Genomic DNA, 20,575 nt, shown 5'->3' on the forward strand with positions numbered 1-20,575 from the left:
CCGTGCCGCAGGGGCCCCGCCCTCCGCGCCGGGTGCTGCGGGCCGTGGCGCGGTGGACCGCCGCCGTGCTGGTGTTCGGCGCCGCCGGCGCGGGTACGGCGTACGGCATCACCTCCATGGAGCGCACCGACGTACCCGGTCTCGCCACCGAGGACGACGGGCGCTGGGACTACCCGGCACTCGCCCTTCCCGCGCTTCCGGCGGACAAGCCGCGCCCCTACAGCGACGGCAACCCGTCCGAGATCCACTACGCGGACCTGCGCGATCTGCTGCTGCCCGCCCCGGCCGGGGCCACGGTGGACAAGAAGCTCAAGGGCGGCTGGGTCGGCACCGGGCAGTTCACCTCCGAGTTCGCCGAGGGCGGGCGGACCGGCATCGGCGACACCCTGCGCGAGGGCACCCTGCGGCACATCGCGGCGCGCGGCTGGACCATGCCCGACGGCACGTCCAACCGGATCTACCTGCTCCAGTTCAGCTCGGCGGACGACGCCGACGCGTACCGCGACGACCGCTTCATCGGGGCGTCGGCCGGGGACGAGATGCGCGGCGCGAGCGAGATGGAGCTCGACGAGAGCTGGCGCGGCGGCCAGAAGGTGGACTCCACGGCCTCGTACGTCTTCAGCGAGCCGAAGCCCTACGGCTCCACGCAGGTGCGGGCGGGCTACGTCATCGCGGGGGACACCCTCGCCCTGGTCGTCCAGTCCCGCAAGGGCGGCGCCGGGACGCCTCGCGTGCCGTTCCACCAGACGCTGATCCTCCAGAACCAGCTCCTGGGCTGACCCGCCCCGGACGCCCCGGAACGGCAGGGCCGGGCCCCACCCATTAGGCTGGGGCCCGGTCCTGTACTGCCCTGTACTGCCGCCACACCCGCTCGTTCGAGGAGCCACCGTGCTTGAGGCATTCTTCTCCGCCCTGCTGGTCCTGGTCTGCGTCGGCGTTCTCGCCTTCGCCGCTGTGACCGTGAAGAAGCTGTACCAGGGTCAGCGCTGACCCCCTCCCCGTTCCCGGCCCTCCCGCCTCCCGTCTCACAGATCGACTGAGCCGCTCATGATCGAGATCCCGTCCGACCTCCACCCGGACCTCGTCCCGCTGGCCTTCCTCCTGGGCAACTGGGTGGGCGCGGGAGTCTCCGACTTCCCGGGCGCCGAGAAGTGCAACTTCGGGCAGGAGGTCACCTTCCGCCACGACGGCCGTGACTTCCTGGAGTACACCTCGCACTCCTGGGCCCTCGACGCCGACGGCAACAAGGTCCGCCCGCTGGAGACCGAGTCCGGCTACTGGCGCATCGACAAGGACCGCAAGGTCGAGGTCGTCATGGCCCGCGACCAGGGCGTCATCGAGATCTGGTACGGCGAGCTGGCCGACAAGAAGCCGCAGATCGACCTGGTCACCGACGCGGTGGCCCGTACCGCGGCCTCCGGCCCGTACAGCGGCGGCAAGCGGCTCTACGGCTATGTGAACAGCGACCTGATGTGGGTCGGCGAGAAGGCGACGCCCGAGGTCGAGCTGCGCCCGTACATGTCGGCGCACCTGAAGAAGACCGTCACGCCCGAGGAGGTCGAGGCGATGGCCAAGAGCCTCGGTGACCTGCCGGACGACGGGATCGCCTTCTTCAAGTAGCCGCCGGCTCCGCCGAGTGGCCGTCCGCCCGGACCTACACTGGGGGCTGTGGTGAGCACCGACTGGAAGACCGACCTCCGGAAGCGCGGTTACCGGCTGACCCCGCAGCGCCAACTGGTTCTCGAGGCCGTCGGCGCGCTCGAACACGCGACGCCCGACGACATCCTCTCCGAGGTGCGCCGGACCGCCTCGGGCGTGAACATCTCGACGGTCTACCGGACGCTGGAGCTCCTGGAGGAGCTGGAGCTCGTCAGCCACGCCCATCTGGGGCACGGCGCTCCCACGTACCACCTGGCCGACCGCCACCACCACATCCACCTGGTGTGCCGGGACTGCGCGGACGTGATCGAGGCGGATGTGAGCGTCGTCGCGGAGTTCACCGAGCAGCTGCGCGGCGCCTTCGGGTTCGAGACGGACATGAAGCACTTCGCGATCTTCGGCCGCTGCGCCGACTGCGCGGCGAAGGCGGCGAAGGACGGTCCGGGCGCCGGGGGTCCGGCACCGGCGGCCGGGGCCTGAGGCACCGGGCGGCCGGGGCCCGAAAACCAGTCGTACGCTGGTCGCATGAAGAGCCCCCTGCTGTCCCTGCCCGGCGCCGTCCCCGCCGAGGGCCGCGACGAAGGCGTCGCCGCGCACTACGGCGACCTGTTCCGCGAGCAGCGCGCCCTCGCCGACGGTTCGGGCCTGGTCGACCTCTCGCACCGCGGCGTCGTCGCCGTCACCGGCGGCGACCGGCTGGCCTGGCTGCACCTCCTGATCACGCAGCACGTCACCGAGCTGGCCCCGGGCCGGGCCACCGAGGCGCTCATCCTCAGCGCGAACGGCCACATCGAACACGCCCTGTATCTCGTGGACGACGGCGAGACGGTGTGGATGCACGTCGAACCGGGTACGCAGGCCGACCTCATCGCCTACCTGGAGTCGATGAAGTTCTTCTACCGGGTCGAGGTCGCCGACCGCACCGAGGACTTCGCGGTGGTGTACCTCCCGGCCGGCTCGATCGCCGAGGTCCCGGACGGGGCCGTCGTACGCGAGACGCCGCACGGCCGCGACCTGTTCCTGCCGCGCGCCGACCTGGAGACCTACGCGGCGGAGCACGGCCCGGTCGCCGGGGTGCTGGCCTACGAGGCGCTGCGCGTGGAGGCGCACCGGCCGAGGCTCGGCTTCGAGACCGACCACCGCACCATCCCGCACGAGCTGGGCCTGATCGGCGTCGCCGTGCACCTCCAGAAGGGCTGCTACCGGGGCCAGGAGACCGTCGCCCGGGTGCACAACCTGGGCAAGCCGCCGCGCCGCCTGGTCTTCCTGCACCTGGACGGCAGCGAGGTCCACCTGCCGGGCCCCGGCACCCCGGTCCGGCTCGCGTCGGACGGGCCGGAGGGGCGCCAGCTGGGCTTCGTCACCACGTCCGCCCGCCACCACGAGCTGGGCCCGATCGCCCTGGCCCTGGTGAAGCGGAACGTGGCGGTCGACGCGCCGCTGCTGGCCGGGGACACGGCGGCGGCCCAGGAGACCGTCGTAGAGCCGTAAACGGGCCGGGAAGCGGGGCTCAGACCTCGATGATGACGGTGAACGGGCCGTGGTTGGTGAGCGAGACGCGCATGTCCGCCCCGAACCGGCCCGTCTCCACCGTCGCCCCGAGCTCCCGCAGCCGCGCCACCACCTCGTCCACCAGGGGCTCGGCGACCTCGCCGGGCGCGGCGGCGTTCCAGGTGGGGCGGCGGCCCTTCCGGGCGTCCCCGTAGAGAGTGAACTGCGAAATCACCAGAAGCGGCGCATTCACGTCGGAGCAGGACTTCTCGCCCTCCAGGATGCGGACCGACCAGAGCTTGCGGGCGAGCTGCGCCGCCTTCTCCGGGGTGTCCTCGTGGGTCACCCCCACCAGCACACACAGGCCCTCGCCGGTTATCTCTCCGACGACGCGGGAACCGCCGTCGCCGTCCGCGGCGTCCGCCACCGTGACGCTCGCACCATCCACCCTCTGTACCACTGCACGCATACAGACCAACCTATCTTGGGCCGAACGGGTACAGAACAACCTCGGAAGGCCCCTCGGGGTGGCACGATGCTCGGGAGGCGGTGCGCCGACGCACCGGGTCGAGGGGATGGACACAAGCATGAGCACCCATGGAACCGGGCAGTCCCCGGGCGCAGTGCCGGTCGCGCGCCCCGGTGTCAGCGGCACGGGCAGCGGTACGCACATCAGCACCATGCGCCCGCCCGTACAGCGGACCGGGCAGGGCGACGACACCGGAGACGCCGGGACCCGGGCCGAACTGGCCGCCCTGCGCCTGCCGGAGCTGCGCGCCCTGCGCCGCGACGCCCAGCGCGACGAGGCCGACCTCAGCTATGTGCGGCGGCTCGTCCAGGGCCGGATCGACATCCTGAAGGCCGAGCTGGCCAGGCGCCGGGACCCCGAGTCGCCGGTGGTGGACCGGCTGTCGGAGATCCTCGCCGACGCCCCGTCACCGCAGCGCTCGTCCGCCCGGCACGTCACGCTGTCCACGCCGCGCAGCGACGAGTACCGCAAGCTCGCGGCCGAGACGCTGGCCGAGGTCGAGCTGTCGGACCTGGACGCCCGGACGGACGAAGAACTGCACACCGCGATGGGGCGCCTGGTCCGCTACGAGCAGCAGGTCTCCCGCCGCCGGCAGCGGCTCCAGCGCACGGCGGACGGTTGCGGCGCGGAGATCGCCCGCAGGTACCGTGACGGGGAAGCACAAGTAGACGACCTGCTCGCCTGAGGCGACCCCTCCGGGGACGGGCGGGTCCCGTCCGTCCCCGGAAGGCCACCATGACCTCCAGCGCAGCCCGCACCCCCGCCATATCCGACCCGGCCCCCCGCCTGCCCGTGCTGGCGGAGGTCGTGCGGTCCGGCTTCACCGAGGGCCACCACCGGGGTTCGCTGGTCGTGCTGGCCGCCGACGGCAGCGTGGAGCTGTCCCTGGGGGACCCGGGGGCGCCGGTCTTCCCGCGCTCCTCGAACAAGCCGATGCAGGCGGCGGCGGTGCTGCGGGCCGGGCTCGACCTGTCGGAGGAACGGCTGGCGCTGGCCGCCGCGAGCCATTCCGGCGAGGGCTTCCACCTCGATCTCGTACGCAAGATGCTCAGCGAGCACGGACTGTCGCCCGAGGACCTGCAGACCCCGCCCGACCTGCCGCTGGACGCGGTCGAGGCCGAGACGTACCTGGCCGCCGGCCACGTCCGCGAGCGCCTCACGATGAACTGCTCCGGCAAGCACGCGGCGATGCTCGCCGCCTGCGCGCTCAACGGCTGGGACATGGCCGGCTACCTGGACCCCGCGCACCCCCTCCAGCGGCTGGTGCACCAGGTCGTGGAGGAGGCGGCGGGCGAGGAGGTCGCCGCCGTCGGTACGGACGGCTGCGGGGCGCCGCTGATGGCGGTCTCGCTGGTGGGCCTGGCGCGCGCGTTCCGCGGTTTCGTCCTGGCGGAGCCGGGAACGGCGGAGCGCCGGGTGGCGGACGCGATGCGGGCGCACCCGGAGTACGTGGCGGGCACCCGTCGCCCCGACACCTGGCTGATGCGCGAGGTGCCCGGCACGCTGTCGAAGATGGGCGCGGAGGCCGTGCAGGCGGTGGCCCTGGCGGACGGCAGGGCGCTGGCCTTCAAGATCGATGACGGTTCGACCCGGGCGCTGGGCCCGGTCCTGGCCCGCGCGCTGGGGCTGCTGGGGATCGACGCGCCGGTGGTCGGGCGGATCGGGCGGGCTCCGCTGCTGGGCGGCGGGGCCGAGGTGGGGGAGATCCGGGCGGCGTTCTGAGGCCCCGGCCCTTCCCGTACGGACGGACGGGGCCCCGGCTCTTCCCGTACGGACGGGCGTCAAAACCGGGCGACATCCCGTAGCCCGCTGCCTAGCGTGGGGCGCATGAACGCCCTCGATATCCGCCCCGTCACCCCTTCCGAGTTCCCCGACTGGCTGCGCGCCCTGAACACCGGCTTCCTGAGGCCGCCCACGCCGACGGACGAGGAGGTGTCGGGGCGCCTGGCGTACATGGACCTCTCGCGTACGCGCGGGGCGTTCGACGCGGGGCGGTGCGTGGCGACGTTCCGCTCGTTCGCACAGGAGCTGACGGTCGTCGGCGGCGCCACCGTGCCGACCGACGCGGTCACCAACGTCACCGTCTCGGCGACCCACCGGCGGCGCGGCCTCCTGACGCGGCTGATGGCGGACGACCTGGCGGAGGCGCAGGAGCGCGGTGACGTGGCGGCGACGCTGATCGCCGCCGAGTACCCGATCTACGGCAGGTACGGCTTCGGCCCGGCGGCCTGGACCACCGTGTGGGAGGTCGACGTCCACCGCACGGGCCTCGACCCGCACCGCCGGGTGCCGGCGCCCGGGGACGGCGGCCGGATCGATCTGGTGGACGGCGCGGAGGCCCGGAAGCTGGGTCCCGCGCTGCACGACCGGCTGCGGGCCCGGCAGCACGGCGCGGTGAGCCGTGACGCCCGCTGGTGGAGCCTGGTCACGGGGCAGCAGCTCTTCCCCGTCGATGAGTGGACCGAACCCTTCTACGCCGTGTACCGGGGCGCGGACGGCGCGGTCGACGGCATGCTGATCTACCGCGCCGACAACACGTGGGGCGACGCGAAGCAGCCGCTGAACGGCGCGAAGGTGCGCGACATGATCGCGGTGACCCCGGCGGCGGAGCGGGCGCTGTGGCACTTCCTGTGCTCGGTGGACTGGATCTCCACCATCCGCACCGGTCTCCGCCCGGCCGACGACCTGCTCCCGCTGCTGCTGCCGGACCCGCGCGCGGCGCGTGTGGTGACGCAGGCGGACTTCCTGTGGGTGCGCGTCCTGGACGTCGTACGCGCCCTGGAGGCCCGTACGTACGCGGTGCCCGGGTCGCTGGTCCTGGAGATCCGGGACGCGGCGGGTTACGCGGCCGGCCGCGTCCACCTGGACGCCGCGCCGGACGGTGCCACCTGCGCGCCGACGACGCGCTCGGCGGACCTGGCGATGGACGTACGGGAACTGGGGACGCTCTGGCTCGGTGACGAATCGGTCCTGCGGCTCCAAGCGCTGGGCCGGGTGGAGGAGCTGACCCCGGGCGCGGCGGCGAGGGCGGACGGGGTGTTCCGGGCGGCGCGGCGGGCGTGGTGCCCGGACGTGTTCTGAGGGGGGGGCGGGCAGCGGTGCCGGGCAGCCGGCGCCCCGGGCCTTCGCATGTGCGGGTCTCCTGCCGCCGGTGCTGAACGGCTTCGCGGCAGACGTGTGGGAGGGAACACTTTTGCAAGCGGCTGCTTGCAAAAGTTAGCAAACGGAGGCAGCATCGAGGCATGGCCTCACTCAACGTCGGCAATCTCGGCGAGTACCTGCGGGAGCAGCGCCGCAGCGCGCAGCTCTCCCTGCGGCAGCTCGCCGACGCCGCCGGGGTCTCCAACCCCTACCTCAGCCAGATCGAGCGCGGGCTGCGCAAGCCGAGCGCCGAGGTGTTGCAGCAGGTCGCGAAGGCGCTGCGCATCTCCGCCGAGACCCTGTACGTACGGGCCGGGATTCTGGACGAGCGGCAGCAGGACGAACTGGAGACCCGGGCGGTGATCCTCGCCGATCCGTCGATCAACGAGCGCCAGAAGAGCGTGCTGCTCCAGATCTACGCCTCCTTCCGCAAGGAGAACGGTCTGGACGACGAGCCCGGGGCAGACGCTCCCTTCAATGCCGACGGCAGTGCTGCCGATACAGCTTGAGAGCTCCACCACCCTCACACCCCCGTCTGATGATCCGGGAGGACCACAGTCATGGCCATCACCGATGACCTGCGCAAGACCCTCACCGACCCGACCCCCCTCTACTTCGCCGCCGGCACCGCCGACCTCGCCGTCCGCCAGGCCCGCAAGGTGCCCGCGCTGCTCGAACAGCTGCGGGCCGAGGCCCCGGAGCGGATCGAGGCCGTACGGAACACCGACCCCAAGGCCGTGCAGGAGAGGGTCACCGAGCAGGCCCGGGAGGCGCAGGCCGCCCTGCAGGCCAAGGTGACCGAGGTGATCGGCGCCTTCGACACCGACCTGAAGAAGATCGGCGAGAACGCCCAGGACCTGGCGCTGCGCGGGGTGGGCGTGGCCGCCGAGTACGCCGTGCGGGCCCGTGAGACGTACGAGAAGGTCGCCGAGCGCGGCGAGCGCACCGTGCGGACGTGGCGGGGCGAGACCGCCGACGAGATCGTGGAGATCGCCGTCGTCGTGGAGCCGCGCAAGGAGTCCGAGCCGGCCGCCGCGCCGAAGCCGGCCCCCACCACGAAGGCCGCTCCCGCCGCGAAGCCGGCCACCGCGAAGCCCGCCACCACGGCCGGGCCGGCCGCCGCCGCGAAGCCCGCCGCCGCCAAGCCGGCCGCTGCCAAGCCCGCCGCCGCCAAGAAGGCGCCGGCACGGAAGCCCGCGGCGAAGAAGGCCACCCCGCCCTCCGGCAAGTAGCACCGATGCCCCGGCAGGTGTGCCGGGGCATCGGGCGGGCACATTCCGGGTGGCCCGTTCGTTGTCCCGGTACCTTGGCCGCGAGGCGCTTTCACCCGACTAGGCGGTGCACATCATGTTGCTCGACGGTTTCAACTCGCTCCTCGGGCTGCTCTCCGTGGCCATGCTCGTTCTCGCCGTGGTCGCGCTGGTCATGGCTGTGATGGCCCGCGAGGACGCCTACCGCGCCGCGGACAAGCAGAAGAAGTCCTTCTGGCTGATCATCCTGGGCCTCGTGGTGGCGGTGAACCTCTGGCCGATCTTCATCTTCCTCCAGATCGCCGGCCTGATCGCCACCATCGTGTTCTTCGTGGACGTCCGGCCCGCCCTCAAGGCCGTCAGCGGCGGCGGCCGCCGCCGCGGCGGCTCCAGCAGCGACGGCCCGTACGGCCCCTACAACGGCGGACGCTGAGCCCGCGCCGGTGAGGCCGGGCGCGGGCGCGGGATGTGCACGCTCCGGGCGGCGTCCTCGTCGCGGTCGAGCAGCAGGACCGCGACGTCGTCCGTCAGCTCGCCGCCGTTCAGCTCCCGCACCTGGGCGACCGCCGCTTCCAGCAGCTCCTCACCGGTCAGCCCCTCGGCGAGCTGCCGGTTGACCATCGCCACCATGCCGTCCTGGCCGAGGCGCCGCGTGCCGTCGCCGACGCGGCCCTCGATCAGCCCGTCCGTGTACATCATCAGGCTCCACGAGCCGCCCAGCTCCACCTGGCGGCGCGGCCACCGCGCCCGCGGCAGCAGGCCCAGGGCCGGCCCGCCGTCCTCGTACGGGAGCAGCTGCGCCGCCCGTCCGTGCCGGGCGATCAGTGGTGCGGGGTGCCCGGCCAGGCACAGGCCCGCGCGGCGGCCGTCCGGGGCGATGTCCACCGTGCAGAGCGTCGCGAAGATCTCCTCGCTCTGCCGCTCGTGCTCCAGGACCTCCTGGAGCGTGGACAGCAGCTCGTCGCCGCACAGCCCCGCCAGCGTCAACGCGCGCCACGCTATGCGCAGTTCCACGCCGAGCGCCGCCTCGTCCGGGCCGTGGCCGCAGACGTCGCCGATCATCGCGTGCACCGTGCCGTCCGGCGTGCGGACCGTGTCGTAGAAGTCCCCGCCGAGCAGCGCGCGGCTGCGGCCCGGGCGGTAGCGCGCCGCGAAGCGCAGGTCGGAGCCGTCGAGGAGCGGGGTGGGGAGCAGCCCGCGTTCCAGCCGGGCGTTCTCCTGGGCGCGCAGCCGGGACTCGGTGAGCTGGTGCTGTGCGACGTCGGCCCGTTTGCGTTCGACGGCGTAGCGGATGGCCCGGCTCAGCAGCCTGCTGTCCAGCTCGCCCCGGAAGAGGTAGTCCTGCGCGCCCACCCGGACCGCCTCTGCGGCCAGCTCGGCGTCGTCCTCCGCGGTGAGGGCGAGCACGGCGTGCCGGGGCGCGATCCGCAGGACGTGCTTGAGCGTGGCGAGCCCGTCCTCCTCGCCCTCCCCGTCGCCCCGGGCCTCGGCACCGGCCGGCAGGGCCAGGTCCAGCAGGATGCAGTCCACGTCGTCGGTGAGGAGCCGGCCCGCCTCGGTGAGGTTCCGGGCGGCACGGATACGGACCCGGGCACCGGCCGCGGCGGAGAGCTCCGGGGCGGTGAAGGTGCCCGCCGGGTCGTCCTCGATCACGAGGAGGGTGAGGCCGGCGCCGGAGCTGTTCTCCGCGGCGGGTGCGGAACACGGCTGCGGTACGGGTACGGGCATCGATTCGGGTTTCCTTCCCTCCCCCCGAGGGCGCGGCGGAACGACGATCGACGATCCGCCAGACGGGGACCATAGCGGTACGGACCACGGGAACGGAATGCCGACCCGCCCACCGGGCCCGGCATATGCGCCGCCATAAGCCGCGTCCCACCACGGATCAGGCACGGTCGGCCGCACCGGGGCGGCCGGTGACGGCATGACGAAGGTCACGCCGTCCGGGACCCGCGCAGTGGCCCGCCTCACGCGGACGCGCACCCGCCGAGGGGCCGGCCCGCCGTCCGCCCGAGGGCTACGCGTCGGGGCGGACCACGCCGCGTATCTGCATGGAGCCCGCGCCCGCGAGGGTGACGTCGCGGCCGGGCCGGGGAGCGTGGACGATCTGGCCGTTGCCCACGTACATGCCGACGTGGGTGGCGTCGGCGTGGTAGATGATCAGGTCGCCGGGGCGCATGTCCTTGATCGCGATGTGCGGCAGCAGCCGCCACTGCTCCTGCGAGGTGCGCGGGATCGGGCGGCCCGCCGCCGCCCACGCCTGGGACGTCAGCCCGGAGCAGTCGTACGACGTGGGGCCCTCCGCGCCCCACACGTACGGCTTGCCGATCTGCGCGGTCGCGAAGGCCACCGCCTTCTTGCCGAGCGGGCTCGCGTCCCGGTTGACCTCCTTCAGCGCGCCGGAGTCGAGCCAGGCGCTCTGCGCCTCTCGCGCCGCCTCCCGTTCGAGTTCGAGGAGCCGGGCCCGCTCCTCCTTCTCCAGCCGCGACTCCAGCTTCTTCGCCGCCGCTATCTGCGCGTTGATCTTCTTCTTGGCCTTGGCCTGCTTGACCCGGCTGGCTTCCAGCTTGGTCCAGTTGGTGCTGGCGTCCTTGGTGTACGTCTCCAAGTCCTGCTGGGTCCTGGTCAGTTCCTCCAGGAGCCCCTTGGTGGCCTGCTGGCCCTGGTGCGTGCGGCTGATGCCGTCCAGGAAGAGCTGCGGATCGCCGCTGAGCATGAGGCGTGCGCCCGGCGGGAGTCCGGCGTTGCGGTACTCCTCGCGGGCCTGCGCGCCGGCCCGGTTCTTCAGGGCGGTGATCTTCGCCTGCCCCTCGACTATCGACTGCGCCAGCTCGACCAGCTCGCCCGACTGCTTCTTGGCCTTCTCCTCGGCGAGGTTGTACGCGTCCGTGGCGGCGCCCGCCTCCAGGTACAGCTCGTCGATCTCCGCGCGCACCTGTTCCAGGCTCTTCCCGCCGCCATCGGCGGACCCCGGCGGTGTCGGTGCGGCGAATGCCTGGACCGGCGAGGCGAGGACCGCCAGCGCGCAGACCAGGGTCATCGCGGCGGCGGCACAGTGGCGTCGGTACACGAGCTCCCCCTCCGAGCAGTTCCCAACTGTTCGACCGGTCCCAGCAGCCTGCTGGGGCACTGATCTGATTAACCGTCAGTAACATGTGGCGTCGACCAGATCGTGCCATGCCGTACTGAAAAGCAACAGAGGCAGACACACTCCGGCCCTCGGGCGGCACTTCGCCATTCCGTCGCTCCCCGCCGACCCCGCGCCCCCGATGTCCCACTCACTCCGACGAACGATGCCCGCCGGCCGTTCCCTCGGCGGGGGTGAATTCCGGGGCCACGGGAACGCGCCTCCGAACTGCCCGGGCGCGCCCCCTCACCACCCCCGGGGCTCCAGCGCCCCCCACGCCACCGTGACCTCGCCCTGGCGCCACCGGCGCACCCCGTCCGTCAGCGGCCAGTCGCCCGAGAGCGCCCGCACCGCCGTGATCCAGCGCTGCCGGGCCCCCAGCGAGGCGTAGGGCGCCGCGGCCGCCCACGCCCGGTCGAAGTCGAGGAGGAAGGCGTGCACCCGCTCGCCCGGGACATTGCGGTGGATCAGCGCCTTCGGCAGCCGTTCGGCGAGATCGGACGGCCGGTCCAGCGAGCCGAGCCGGGTCGCGAAGGTCACCGTGCGCGGCCCCTCCGGCCCCAGCGCCACCCACACGTGCCGGCGCCCGATCTCGTCGCAGGTGCCCTCCACCAGCAGCCCGCCCGGCGCCAGCCGCTCGCACAGCCGCTGCCAGACGGCGGCCACCTCGCCCTCGTCGTACTGGCGCAGCACGTTCGCCGCCCGGATCAGCGCGGGCCGCTCCGGCAGCGGGATCTCGAAGCCTCCGTGCCGGAAGGTGAGGCCCTCGCGCGCGTACGGCTGCGCGGCGGCGACCCGCTCCGGGGAGATCTCGATACCGACCACCGCGGTGCGCGGTTCGACGGTGCGCAGGCGTTCCAGCAGCTCGACGGCGGTCCAGGGCGCGGCCCCGTAACCGAGGTCGACGGCGACGGGGGACTCGGCGCGGCGCAGGGCGGGGCCGTGCGTGGCGGCGATCCAGCGGTCCATGCGGCGCAGCCGGTTCGGGTTGGTGGTCCCGCGGGTCGCGGTGCCGATCGGGCGCATGACACAGAGCGTAACGATCCGGGCGGACGCGGGCGCAGGGCGGGAGACCGTCCGGCGCCCGCCCCGTTCGCGCGTAATGATTTGGCAAAGCGGAAATGAAGGGAGGGATTCCGCTGTTCTCCCCCTTCGAAGGGACCGTGCGCCCCTTCGGTGTCGTGCCGTGAACCGTACGGGCACCGGGGCACAGCGAGGAGGACGGACGACGTGACCCAGTACGTCTCTCGGCTCGGCAGCAGCCGTGGCGCACCGCGTCGCCGGTTCCCCGCAGGTCTCACCGGCTCCTTCACCCCCGGCCACCGCAGGCCCCGCCGCATCGCGATGCTCTCCGTGCACACCTCCCCGCTGCACCAGCCGGGGACGGGCGACGCCGGCGGGATGAACGTGTACATCGTGGAGCTGGCCAAGCGGCTCGCCGCGATCAACATCGAGGTCGAGATCTTCACCCGCTCCACCACCGGCGGGCTGCCCTCCGCCGTGGACCTGGCGCCCGGCGTCCTCGTCCGGCACGTCGACGCGGGGCCGTACGAGGGCCTGGCCAAGGAGGAGCTGCCCGCGCAGCTCTGTGCCTTCACGCACGGGGTGATGCAGGCGTGGGCCGGTCAGCGCCCCGGCTACTACGACCTCGTCCACTCCCACTACTGGCTCTCCGGACACGTGGGCTGGCTGGCCGCGCAGCGCTGGGGCGTTCCCCTCGTACACGCCATGCACACCATGGCGAAGGTGAAGAACGCCGCGCTCGCCGAGGGCGACGCCCCCGAGCCCGCCGCCCGTGTCATCGGCGAGACCCAGATCGTGGACGCCGCCGACCGGCTGATCGCCAACACCGCCGAGGAGGCCGGCGAGCTGGTCCGGTTCTACGACGCCGACCCGCGGTCCGTGGCCGTCGTCCACCCCGGCGTCAACCTCGACCGTTTCCGCCCCGGCGACGGCAGGGCCGCCGCCCGGGCCCGCCTGGGACTTCCGCAGGACGCCCTGATCCCCCTTTTCGCCGGCCGCATACAGCCGCTGAAGGCGCCCGACGTGCTGCTGCGGGCGGTCGCCGTGCTGCTCGACCGGAACCCCTCCCTGCGGTCCCGGATCGTCGTGCCCGTCGTCGGCGGTCCCAGCGGCAGCGGCCTGGCGAAGCCGGAGGGGCTGCAGAAGCTCGCGGCCCGGCTGGGCGTCGCGGACGTCGTACGGTTCCATCCGCCGGTCGGGCAGGACCAGCTCGCCGACTGGTTCCGGGCCGCGTCCGTGCTGGTCATGCCCTCCTACAGCGAGTCCTTCGGGCTCGTCGCGGTCGAGGCCCAGGCCGCCGGGACGCCGGTCGTGGCGGCGGCCGTGGGCGGCCTCCCGGTGGCCGTACGCGACGGGGTCAGCGGCTTCCTGATACCCGGGCACGATCCGGCGGCGTACGCCGGGGCGCTGGAGCGGTTCGCGCAGGCGCCGGAGCTGGTCGCCCGGATGGGCCGCGCGGCGGCGGAGCACGCCCAGCAGTTCGGCTGGGACACCGCGGCGGCGGCCACCGCTGAGGTGTACACGGCGGCGATCCAGGAACACCGCAGGCGGGCCCGCACCCGTCACGCGTGACCGGGCCGCATCCGCCGGGCGCGGCGCGTCACCCCTGCCCCGTCCGGCCCCGACCGCGCGCCTTGGCCGGCTGACGTACGCTCGAAACATGGCTGACGCACCCGTACCGGCGAAGAACGAGGCCACCCGGGCCGCCCAGGTCCTCGAAGCGAGCTTCGCCGAGGCCGGGCTCGACTGGGAGAGCCCCGCACCGGGCAGCTACGTCGTCCAGCTTCCCGGCACCCGCAAGCTGGCCACCACCTGCTCACTGATCGTCGGCGCGCACAGCCTCTCCCTCAACGCCTTCGTCATCCGGCACCCCGACGAGAACGACGCGGCGGTGCACCGCTGGCTGCTGGAGCGGAACCTGCGCCTGTTCGGGGTGAGTTACGCGATCGACCAGCTCGGGGACGTCTACCTCACCGGCAAGCTCCCGCTGTCCGTGGTGACGCCCGAGGAGGTGGACCGGCTGCTCGGTTCCGTGCTGGAGGCCGCGGACGGCGCCTTCAACTCCCTGCTGGAGATCGGTTTCGCGACCGCGATCCGCAAGGAGTACGCCTGGCGCGTCTCGCGCGGCGAGTCCACCCGTAATCTCGACGCCTTCGCTCACCTCACCCGGCGCCCCGCGGACTGATCCGGCGTCAGCCCCGTGCGCGCGTCGCCGAACCGATGTCGTCGAGCGTGCCCTCCAGCCGGGGCGCGACCTCGTTCCAGGTCCACTTCAGCCGTTCCCCGGACGTGCCGCGCGGCACGGTCTCCACCAGCATGATCAGGTACAGGTACGCCCGGTAGAGCGCGAGCCGCAGCCGCAGGGAAGCGGTGAACTCCACGGGCCCGCCCGGCGCCTCTTCCCCGTAACCGGCGAGGAAGTCCTTGTCGTCCGCGATGTCACCCAGCAGGGCGAGCGACACGAAATCGGCGACCGGGTCGCCCCAGAACATCCGCTCCCCGTCGATGACCCCGCCCACCCGCCGTGCGCCCGGCTCGCCGGTGACCAGGATGTTGCCCTGCCACAGATCGAAGTGGACCGGGGCCGGCCGGGTCACGTCGTCCAGCACGTACGAGGCGGCGGCGAGCGCGGTGCCGATCTCCGTGACCGAACGGGGGAGCCGTGCCGCGTACGTCCGCGCGTCGGCCAGGACCGCGTCCGTCATCGTCGTGAACGCCTGGCGCCAGCTGGGAGCGAGCGGGCCGAGCGCCTGCGAGGGGTAGCCGAAGCCGCCCGGCGCGGGCGCGCCGTGCAGCCGGCCGACGATCCGCCCGAGCTCCGTGCGCAGCCGCGCCTCCTCACCGTCGGCCATGGCGCCCGTCAGCTCGTGCCAGGGCCGGCCGGGGCAGGCGGACATGACCACGTACGGACCGGCGGGGGCGGCCGGATCGAGCGCCGCGCGTACGAGACGGGGGACGGTGGGCTCGTCCTCGGCGACCTGGTAGAACGTCACCTCGTTCACCAGCAGGCCGTGTTCGTACGAGAGGTGGTCCCCGGCGGCCGGCGGAGGCACCTTCACCACCCAGTCCCGCCCGTCCGTCAGCCGGACGCGGCTGACGGCGTTGTACGTGCCCCCGGCGAGCGGTTCGCAGGAGGCGACCAGGCCGGGCGGCACGGACAACGCGCCGATGACCTCGGAGAGAACGGACTCGATCGGCACGGCGGCTCCCCCTGAACGGTGTGCGCGAAGTGATCACGACGGCGTCACGATCACGTGCGATGCCCAAGGTAAAGGATTGCCAAACCACAGCGGACTCATAGAGTTGGCTCACCCCCACGCACCCCCATTTCAGCCGCGCCGAACCCGGCGGGGCTGCTCGCGTGCGGGCGAAACACTTTGAGCAGAAGGACGGGCCATGCGACCCACTGTCATACGCCGTACCGCCGTTGCCGCCACCGTGATGTCCCTGGCGCTGTTCACCGCCGCCTGCGGTTCGGACGGCGACGACAAGGACGGCGGCAAGGCGGCCGGCTCCTCGGCCCAGCCGTCGGAGAAGGGCGCCGACAAGGCTGCGGAGGCCCCCGCGAAGGCGCTGTCCGCCGCCGAGCTGGAGCAGGTCTCGCTGGCGCAGGGCGACGTCAAGGGCCACAAGATCACCAAGGCCGGCCCGGCCGACCTGATCGACGCCAAGGACGTGACCGCGGACAAGGAGACCTGTGACGTCTTCGGCGACGCGCTGATGGGCGCCAAGGCCGGTTCGCCCGCCGCCGCCACGCAGCGCAAGGTGGCCAGCGTGCCGAAGAAGGGCGCGGACAAGGACATCGCCGACCCGGAGGAGGCGTTCAAGGCCGCCTTCGACATCACGACCACGATGACCACGCTCGCGTCGTACGACGGCAAGGGCGCCGAGGAGACGCTGGCCGCGCTGCGCACCGCCGCGACGGACTGCGCGGGCGGCTTCACGCTCACCGTGGCCGGGGACAAGCAGAAGATCGCCAAGATCGCGGAGGAGCAGGTCAAGGGCGGCGAGGAGGCGGCGGCCTGGACGGTGACGGTGGAGTCGGACGGCGAGAAGAGCTCCCTCAAGCTCACCGCGCTGCGTCAGGGCGCGACGCTCGCCACGCTCAGCTCGATGAACCTCGCGGCCGCGGGCTCCGGCGAGGACTTCGACCTGCCGACCGCGGTGATCGACGCGCAGGCGAAGAAGCTGGCCTGACCGCGCGTCAGGGAAGTGGGACGAGCCGTACGACGGTGACGGTCAGGACCGACCCGGAGACGTAGTAGAGCACGATCGCCCCGGCGACCGTCGCCTCCCGGCGATCGTGCTCCTCCTTGACGGCGGTCGACCCGTGCCCGTAGGGCTCACGTCCCAGGGTCGCCGCCATCTCGTCCCGGAAGGTCTCACCGTCCGCCATCTTGGCAAGGGTGTCGTCGGCGGGCGGCGCGTAGGAGATCCGGAAGCTCAAGCGACGCTCCGCCTCTCGGCCTCGTCCCGCGCCAGCCGGTCCAGAATCCGCTCGGCCTCCGGATCGGGCACGGCCTCCAGCATCCAGTGCCGCATCACGGCCTGGATCTCGTGCACCCCGGCCTCGTTGATGGCCCGTTCGAACTCCGCCCGCCGCCCCTCCGGCAAGGCGTCCCGGATCGCCGGAATGCTGTTGGGCACCTCGACCTCGGCACCCCCGACAAAGGTCTTCAAAGGCTCACCCATAACCGCCCTCCCGCTCTTCCCCGCATGGGGCAAGGGTACGGGCCGGGGTGACGCGCGTCACTTCCGCCTGCGGACCCCGGAGCGCGCGAAGGCCCCCGCCCGATGGTGCGGGACGGGGGCCTTCGCGGGCAGTCGTTACTTCTTGCCCTGGTTCTTCACGGCCTCGATGGCCGCCTTCGCGGCGTCCGGGTCGAGGTACGTGCCGCCCGGGTTCAACGGGCGGAAGTCCGCGTCGAGTTCGTAGGTGAGCGGGATGCCCGTGGGGATGTTCAGGCCCGCGATGTCGGCGTCGGAGATGCCGTCGAGGTGCTTGACCAGGGCGCGGAGGCTGTTGCCGTGGGCGGCGACCAGGACCGTGCGGCCGGTCAGGAGGTCCGGGACGATGCCGTCGTACCAGTACGGCAGCATGCGCGTGACGACGTCCTTCAGGCACTCCGTGCGCGGGCGCAGCTCCGGCGGGATCGTCGCGTAGCGCGCGTCGTCGCTCTGGGAGAACTCGGTGCCGTCCTCGAGGGCGGGCGGCGGGGTGTCGTACGAGCGGCGCCAGAGCATGAACTGCTCCTCGCCGAACTCGGCGAGCGTCTGGGCCTTGTCCTTGCCCTGGAGCGCGCCGTAGTGGCGCTCGTTCAGGCGCCAGGTGCGGTGTACGGGGATCCAGTGGCGGTCCGCGGCCTCCAGCGCGAGCTGGGCGGTGCGGATGGCGCGCTTCTGGAGGGAGGTGTGCAGCACGTCGGGGAGCAGGCCGGCGTCCTTCAGCAGCTCACCGCCGCGGACCGCCTCCTTCTCGCCCTTCTCGGTGAGGTTGACGTCCACCCATCCGGTGAACAGGTTCTTCGCGTTCCACTCGCTCTCGCCGTGGCGGAGGAGGATCAGCTTGTACGGTGCGTCGGCCATGGGCCCGAGCGTAATCGAACCCGTCCGAGCCGCGCGCGACCGGCCACGGAGCGGACAGGGCCGGGGGAGGGGGCCTTCCGACGTTTGACGGCGCCCGTCAATTGAGTGGCAGGCGGGCCCCACCGATTCGTAATGTTCGGACCGTCGGTGGGCCACTTACCTCCCCCGGCCCCATCCGTCGTACGTCCCTGGGGGGAACCCGTATGTCTGCCACCGGTCTCGGACGGGCCACCCGCGCCACCCGGGAAACCGTCTCCGGGCTCCCCAGGGAGTTCTGGTGGCTGTGGACCAGCACCCTGGTCAACCGCCTGGGCGCGTTCGTCGCCACCTTCATGGCCCTGTACCTGACCCTGGACCGCGGCTACTCCGCCTCGTACGCCGGTCTCGTCGCCGCCCTCCACGGGCTCGGCGGAGTCGTCTCCTCGCTCGGCGCCGGGGTGCTGACCGACCGCGTCGGGCGGCGGCCCACCATGCTCGCCGCGCAGCTCTCCACCGCCGCCGCGGTCGCCGTGCTCGGCTTCATGACGCATCCCGCGGCCATCGCCGGTGTCGCCTTCGTCGTCGGCATGGCGAGCAACGCGTCCCGCCCGGCGGTCCAGGCAATGATCGCCGACATCGTCCCCGCGAAGGACCGGGTGAGGGCCTTCTCGCTCAACTACTGGGCCATCAACCTCGGCTTCGCGGTCTCCTCCGCCGGCGCCGGGTTCGTCGCCGAGTACAGCTACCTCGCGGGCTTCGTCGGCGAGGCCACGATGACCCTCGTCTGCGCGGTCGTCGTCTTCCTGAAGGTGCCGGAATCGCGTCCGGAGCGCTCGGCACCGGCGGTGCCCGGCGGTGGGCCGGCCGACGACGGCGTACGGCTCTCCACCGTGCTGCGCGACGGACGGTTCATGGGCGTCGTCGGCCTGTCGTTCGTGATCGCCCTGATCTTCCAGCAGGGTTACGTGGGCCTGCCGGTGGCCATGGGCGCCGACGGGCTCAGCAGCTCCGACTTCGGTACGGCGATCGCGGTCAACGGCGTCCTCATCGTCGTGCTCCAGATCCCCGTCACCCGGTTCATCCAGAGCCGCGACCCGCGCCGGCTGCTCGTCGCCTCCTCGCTGCTCGCGGGGTACGGGTTCGGGCTGACCGCCTTCGCCGGTTCCGTCGGGGTGTACGCCCTGACCATCAGCGTATGGACGGTCGCCGAGATCATCAACGCACCCGTGCAGAACGGCCTGGTCGTCCAGCTGTCCCCGGCCCAGGGCAGGGGCCGCTACCAGGGCATGTACACCCTGTCGTGGTCGGCCGCCGCGCTCATCGCCCCGCTGATGTCCGGTGTGGTCATCGACCACTTCGGCGCCGGCTGGCTGTGGGCGACGACCGCCCTCCTGGGCACGGTGGCCGCCGCCGGGTACTGGCTGCTCATGCGCGGGCTGCCGACGGGGGAGACCGCGGTGGCCGAGACCGCCGCACCGCCGCCGCGGGCCGGGGCACGGGCCACGAAGGCGGAGGCGTCACCCTCGTAACCCGTACGGCCCGGCGGTGTCAGCCGGAGCAGCCCCCGCACTGGCAGGGCGCCCCGGACTGGCAGCCGCACCCGCAGCCCGAGCCGCAGCCGCAGGCGCCCAGGACGGTGAGTGGCACCACCTCGGCGGGGGCCTCCCGCTCCGGTTCGGTCATGGGGGAATCGGCCATGGTTCCTCCTCAAGGCGTACGACAGGGCCGCACACCCGCCAGGGGGCCCGCGACCGGGGCGTACGGACACGTCGTGCCGCCCCGTCCCATTGCATGCCCACCCGGACGGGCGCATCAACGGCGCACACGCGCAGGAACGCAAGTACGAGCCGTGCGCGCGGGCGTGCGCCGGGCCGCTCGCGCCCCGCCCTTCCCGCCGGAGCTCTCCCAGGGCCGACCGGCCCTAAGCCCCCTCGACCGGCGCGGGCTGCTGGATCTCGTCCGCGTGCTCACCCGTCACCAGGTAGACCACGCGCTTCGCCACCGACACCGCGTGGTCGGCGAACCGTTCGTAGTAGCGGCCGAGCAGCGTCACGTCGACGGCCGTCTCGATGCCGTGCTTCCAGCGGTCGTCCATCAGGTGCTGGAACAGCGCGCGGTGCAGCAGGTCCATCTCGTCGTCGTCCTGCTCCAGCTGGAGCGCGAGGTCGACGTCCTTGGTGACGATCACCTCCGCCGCCTTGGCCATCAGGCGCTGCGCGAGCTGGCCCATCTCCAGGATGGTGGCGTGCAGGTCGTGCGGGACCGCGGACTGCGGGAAGCGCAGCCGGGCCAGCTTGGCGACGTGCTGGGCGAGGTCGCCCGAGCGCTCCAGGTCCGCGCTCATCCGCAGCGACGTCACCACGATCCGCAGGTCGGTCGCCACCGGCTGCTGCCGGGCCAGGAGCGCGATGGCCCGCGCCTCCAGCTCGTGCTGGAGGTCGTCCACCTTCTGGTCGGCGGCGATCACCGACTCGGCCAGCTTCAGATCGGCGTCGAGCATCGCCGTCGTCGCCCGGCCTATCGCCGAGCCGACGAGCCGGGCCATCTCGACCAGGCCCTCGCCGATCGAGTCGAGTTCCTCGTGGTACGCGTCACGCATGGGTGTCCCTCTCCAGTCCTTGACCGAGGCCGGGGCCCGCCGACGACCGGCTCCGAACCCCACGGCACCACCGTGACGGGCGTACGCGTCGGATTCCGACCGGCCAAGTGAACCGCCCCTTGCCCCTCGGTGAACTCTGGGCGACGAGTGGCCGTGGAGGGCATCGGACGGCTGGGAGAGTGTCCGAGGTG

General features: G+C 72.7%; 24 protein-coding genes. 14 read left to right on the forward strand and 10 right to left on the reverse strand.

Annotated elements, in window-relative coordinates:
* The 4 genes from G3I41_RS10205 to G3I41_RS10220 form a co-directional block, all read left to right on the forward strand.
* Positions 1-779 (forward strand): hypothetical protein (locus tag G3I41_RS10205; protein ID WP_164399896.1); only part of this gene is annotated, 779 nt, incomplete at its 5' end.
* A gap of 268 nt (positions 780-1,047) precedes the next feature.
* Positions 1,048-1,620 carry an FABP family protein gene (locus G3I41_RS10210; protein WP_164399897.1) on the forward strand — a complete coding sequence of 191 codons (573 nt, stop codon included), beginning with the start codon at positions 1,048-1,050 and terminating at the stop codon, positions 1,618-1,620.
* A 48-nt stretch (positions 1,621-1,668) separates the two neighbouring features.
* Positions 1,669-2,139, forward strand: coding sequence for a transcriptional repressor (locus tag G3I41_RS10215; protein ID WP_164399898.1), 471 nt, complete (start codon positions 1,669-1,671; stop codon positions 2,137-2,139).
* A gap of 45 nt (positions 2,140-2,184) precedes the next feature.
* A complete protein-coding gene (locus G3I41_RS10220; RefSeq protein ID WP_164399899.1) occupies positions 2,185-3,150 on the forward strand; it encodes a folate-binding protein YgfZ in 966 nt (321 codons plus the stop codon).
* Between the two features lie 19 nt (positions 3,151-3,169).
* Here the strand turns inward: G3I41_RS10220 and dtd are convergent, their stop codons facing one another.
* On the reverse strand, positions 3,170-3,619 hold the full coding sequence (gene dtd, locus G3I41_RS10225) for a D-aminoacyl-tRNA deacylase (RefSeq protein WP_164399900.1): 450 nt from the start codon (positions 3,617-3,619) through the stop codon (positions 3,170-3,172).
* A 118-nt stretch (positions 3,620-3,737) separates the two neighbouring features.
* Here dtd and G3I41_RS10230 point away from each other — a divergent pair, with 118 nt between their 5' ends.
* The 6 genes from G3I41_RS10230 (at position 3,738) to G3I41_RS10255 (ending at position 8,503) form a co-directional block, all read left to right on the forward strand.
* A complete protein-coding gene (locus G3I41_RS10230) occupies positions 3,738-4,364 on the forward strand; it encodes an ABC transporter substrate-binding protein (RefSeq protein WP_203600668.1) in 627 nt (208 codons plus the stop codon).
* Between the two features lie 50 nt (positions 4,365-4,414).
* On the forward strand, positions 4,415-5,401 hold the full coding sequence (locus G3I41_RS10235) for an asparaginase (protein WP_164399901.1): 987 nt from the start codon (positions 4,415-4,417) through the stop codon (positions 5,399-5,401).
* Positions 5,402-5,506: 105 nt separating this feature from the next.
* Entirely contained in the window at positions 5,507-6,760 is a 1,254-nt protein-coding gene (locus tag G3I41_RS10240) for a GNAT family N-acetyltransferase (protein WP_164399902.1), read from the forward strand.
* A 161-nt stretch (positions 6,761-6,921) separates the two neighbouring features.
* The gene (locus G3I41_RS10245) at positions 6,922-7,329 is read left to right on the forward strand and encodes a helix-turn-helix domain-containing protein (protein WP_164399903.1); all 408 of its coding nucleotides are present in this window, start codon (positions 6,922-6,924) and stop codon (positions 7,327-7,329) included.
* Positions 7,330-7,380: 51 nt separating this feature from the next.
* Entirely contained in the window at positions 7,381-8,052 is a 672-nt protein-coding gene (locus G3I41_RS10250; RefSeq protein WP_164399904.1) for a hypothetical protein, read from the forward strand.
* A 115-nt stretch (positions 8,053-8,167) separates the two neighbouring features.
* The gene (locus G3I41_RS10255) at positions 8,168-8,503 is read left to right on the forward strand and encodes a DUF2516 family protein (protein ID WP_164399905.1); all 336 of its coding nucleotides are present in this window, start codon (positions 8,168-8,170) and stop codon (positions 8,501-8,503) included.
* On the opposite strand, the gene G3I41_RS10260 is transcribed toward G3I41_RS10255, so the two are convergent.
* From G3I41_RS10260 to G3I41_RS10270, 3 genes are all read right to left on the reverse strand, one after another.
* Positions 8,485-9,798, reverse strand: a complete 1,314-nt coding sequence (locus G3I41_RS10260; protein WP_164399906.1) for a response regulator — start codon at positions 9,796-9,798, stop codon at positions 8,485-8,487. The genes G3I41_RS10255 and G3I41_RS10260 overlap by 19 nt on opposite strands.
* A 289-nt stretch (positions 9,799-10,087) precedes the next feature.
* A complete protein-coding gene (locus G3I41_RS10265) occupies positions 10,088-11,140 on the reverse strand; it encodes a C40 family peptidase (RefSeq protein WP_164399907.1) in 1,053 nt (350 codons plus the stop codon).
* Between the two features lie 303 nt (positions 11,141-11,443).
* Positions 11,444-12,223 (reverse strand): class I SAM-dependent methyltransferase, encoded by a 780-nt coding sequence (locus tag G3I41_RS10270; RefSeq protein ID WP_164399908.1) that lies wholly within the window; start codon positions 12,221-12,223, stop codon positions 11,444-11,446.
* 204 nt (positions 12,224-12,427) lie between these two features.
* Between G3I41_RS10270 and mshA the strand changes: the two genes are divergently transcribed.
* The gene (mshA, locus tag G3I41_RS10275) at positions 12,428-13,792 is read left to right on the forward strand and encodes a D-inositol-3-phosphate glycosyltransferase (RefSeq protein WP_164399909.1); all 1,365 of its coding nucleotides are present in this window, start codon (positions 12,428-12,430) and stop codon (positions 13,790-13,792) included.
* Positions 13,793-13,880: 88 nt separating this feature from the next.
* Positions 13,881-14,405: a YbjN domain-containing protein gene (locus G3I41_RS10280; RefSeq protein ID WP_164399910.1), complete on the forward strand. Its 525-nt coding sequence runs from the start codon at positions 13,881-13,883 to the stop codon at positions 14,403-14,405.
* A 7-nt stretch (positions 14,406-14,412) separates the two neighbouring features.
* Here G3I41_RS10280 and G3I41_RS10285 read toward each other — a convergent pair whose 3' ends face one another.
* A complete protein-coding gene (locus G3I41_RS10285; RefSeq protein WP_164399911.1) occupies positions 14,413-15,420 on the reverse strand; it encodes an aminoglycoside phosphotransferase family protein in 1,008 nt (335 codons plus the stop codon).
* Positions 15,421-15,616: 196 nt separating this feature from the next.
* Between G3I41_RS10285 and G3I41_RS10290 the strand changes: the two genes are divergently transcribed.
* Entirely contained in the window at positions 15,617-16,417 is an 801-nt protein-coding gene (locus tag G3I41_RS10290) for a hypothetical protein (protein ID WP_164399912.1), read from the forward strand.
* Positions 16,418-16,424: 7 nt separating this feature from the next.
* Here G3I41_RS10290 and G3I41_RS10295 read toward each other — a convergent pair whose 3' ends face one another.
* From G3I41_RS10295 to G3I41_RS10305, 3 genes are all read right to left on the reverse strand, one after another.
* Complete coding sequence (locus G3I41_RS10295) at positions 16,425-16,667, reverse strand: hypothetical protein (protein WP_164399913.1); 243 nt, start codon at positions 16,665-16,667, stop codon at positions 16,425-16,427.
* On the reverse strand, positions 16,664-16,912 hold the full coding sequence (locus G3I41_RS10300; protein WP_073964763.1) for a hypothetical protein: 249 nt from the start codon (positions 16,910-16,912) through the stop codon (positions 16,664-16,666). Before G3I41_RS10300 ends, G3I41_RS10295 begins: the two co-directional genes overlap by 4 nt.
* Before the next feature lie 135 nt (positions 16,913-17,047).
* Entirely contained in the window at positions 17,048-17,806 is a 759-nt protein-coding gene (locus G3I41_RS10305; protein WP_164399914.1) for a phosphoglyceromutase, read from the reverse strand.
* A 203-nt stretch (positions 17,807-18,009) separates the two neighbouring features.
* Here G3I41_RS10305 and G3I41_RS10310 point away from each other — a divergent pair, with 203 nt between their 5' ends.
* The gene (locus G3I41_RS10310) at positions 18,010-19,314 is read left to right on the forward strand and encodes an MFS transporter (RefSeq protein ID WP_164399915.1); all 1,305 of its coding nucleotides are present in this window, start codon (positions 18,010-18,012) and stop codon (positions 19,312-19,314) included.
* A gap of 19 nt (positions 19,315-19,333) precedes the next feature.
* Here G3I41_RS10310 and G3I41_RS36340 read toward each other — a convergent pair whose 3' ends face one another.
* Positions 19,334-19,483 carry a hypothetical protein gene (locus G3I41_RS36340; RefSeq protein WP_185992863.1) on the reverse strand — a complete coding sequence of 50 codons (150 nt, stop codon included), beginning with the start codon at positions 19,481-19,483 and terminating at the stop codon, positions 19,334-19,336.
* Between the two features lie 223 nt (positions 19,484-19,706).
* Positions 19,707-20,384: a phosphate signaling complex protein PhoU gene (gene phoU / locus G3I41_RS10315; protein ID WP_164399916.1), complete on the reverse strand. Its 678-nt coding sequence runs from the start codon at positions 20,382-20,384 to the stop codon at positions 19,707-19,709.
* Between the last annotated feature and the right edge of the window lie 191 nt (positions 20,385-20,575).

Source organism: Streptomyces sp. SID9727 (assembly GCF_010550605.1).
GTDB lineage: Bacteria > Actinomycetota > Actinomycetes > Streptomycetales > Streptomycetaceae > Streptomyces.

Excerpts from the sequence above, each read along its gene's own strand:
- G3I41_RS10310 (WP_164399915.1), top strand. The coding sequence starts at position 18,010 with ATGTCTGCCACCGGTCTCGGACGGGCCACCCGCGCCACCCGGGAAACC.
- dtd (WP_164399900.1), bottom strand. The coding sequence starts at position 3,619 with ATGCGTGCAGTGGTACAGAGGGTGGATGGTGCGAGCGTCACGGTGGCG.
- G3I41_RS10270 (WP_164399908.1), bottom strand. The coding sequence starts at position 12,223 with ATGCGCCCGATCGGCACCGCGACCCGCGGGACCACCAACCCGAACCGG.
- G3I41_RS10235 (WP_164399901.1), top strand. The coding sequence starts at position 4,415 with ATGACCTCCAGCGCAGCCCGCACCCCCGCCATATCCGACCCGGCCCCC.
- phoU (WP_164399916.1), bottom strand. The coding sequence starts at position 20,384 with ATGCGTGACGCGTACCACGAGGAACTCGACTCGATCGGCGAGGGCCTG.
- G3I41_RS10290 (WP_164399912.1), top strand. The coding sequence starts at position 15,617 with ATGCGACCCACTGTCATACGCCGTACCGCCGTTGCCGCCACCGTGATG.
- G3I41_RS10210 (WP_164399897.1), top strand. The coding sequence starts at position 1,048 with ATGATCGAGATCCCGTCCGACCTCCACCCGGACCTCGTCCCGCTGGCC.
- G3I41_RS10250 (WP_164399904.1), top strand. The coding sequence starts at position 7,381 with ATGGCCATCACCGATGACCTGCGCAAGACCCTCACCGACCCGACCCCC.
- G3I41_RS10280 (WP_164399910.1), top strand. The coding sequence starts at position 13,881 with ATGGCTGACGCACCCGTACCGGCGAAGAACGAGGCCACCCGGGCCGCC.
- G3I41_RS10230 (WP_203600668.1), top strand. The coding sequence starts at position 3,738 with ATGAGCACCCATGGAACCGGGCAGTCCCCGGGCGCAGTGCCGGTCGCG.
- G3I41_RS10305 (WP_164399914.1), bottom strand. The coding sequence starts at position 17,806 with ATGGCCGACGCACCGTACAAGCTGATCCTCCTCCGCCACGGCGAGAGC.
- G3I41_RS10260 (WP_164399906.1), bottom strand. The coding sequence starts at position 9,798 with ATGCCCGTACCCGTACCGCAGCCGTGTTCCGCACCCGCCGCGGAGAAC.
- G3I41_RS10300 (WP_073964763.1), bottom strand. The coding sequence starts at position 16,912 with ATGGGTGAGCCTTTGAAGACCTTTGTCGGGGGTGCCGAGGTCGAGGTG.
- G3I41_RS36340 (WP_185992863.1), bottom strand. The coding sequence starts at position 19,483 with ATGGCCGATTCCCCCATGACCGAACCGGAGCGGGAGGCCCCCGCCGAG.
- G3I41_RS10220 (WP_164399899.1), top strand. The coding sequence starts at position 2,185 with ATGAAGAGCCCCCTGCTGTCCCTGCCCGGCGCCGTCCCCGCCGAGGGC.
- G3I41_RS10255 (WP_164399905.1), top strand. The coding sequence starts at position 8,168 with ATGTTGCTCGACGGTTTCAACTCGCTCCTCGGGCTGCTCTCCGTGGCC.
- G3I41_RS10240 (WP_164399902.1), top strand. The coding sequence starts at position 5,507 with ATGAACGCCCTCGATATCCGCCCCGTCACCCCTTCCGAGTTCCCCGAC.
- G3I41_RS10245 (WP_164399903.1), top strand. The coding sequence starts at position 6,922 with ATGGCCTCACTCAACGTCGGCAATCTCGGCGAGTACCTGCGGGAGCAG.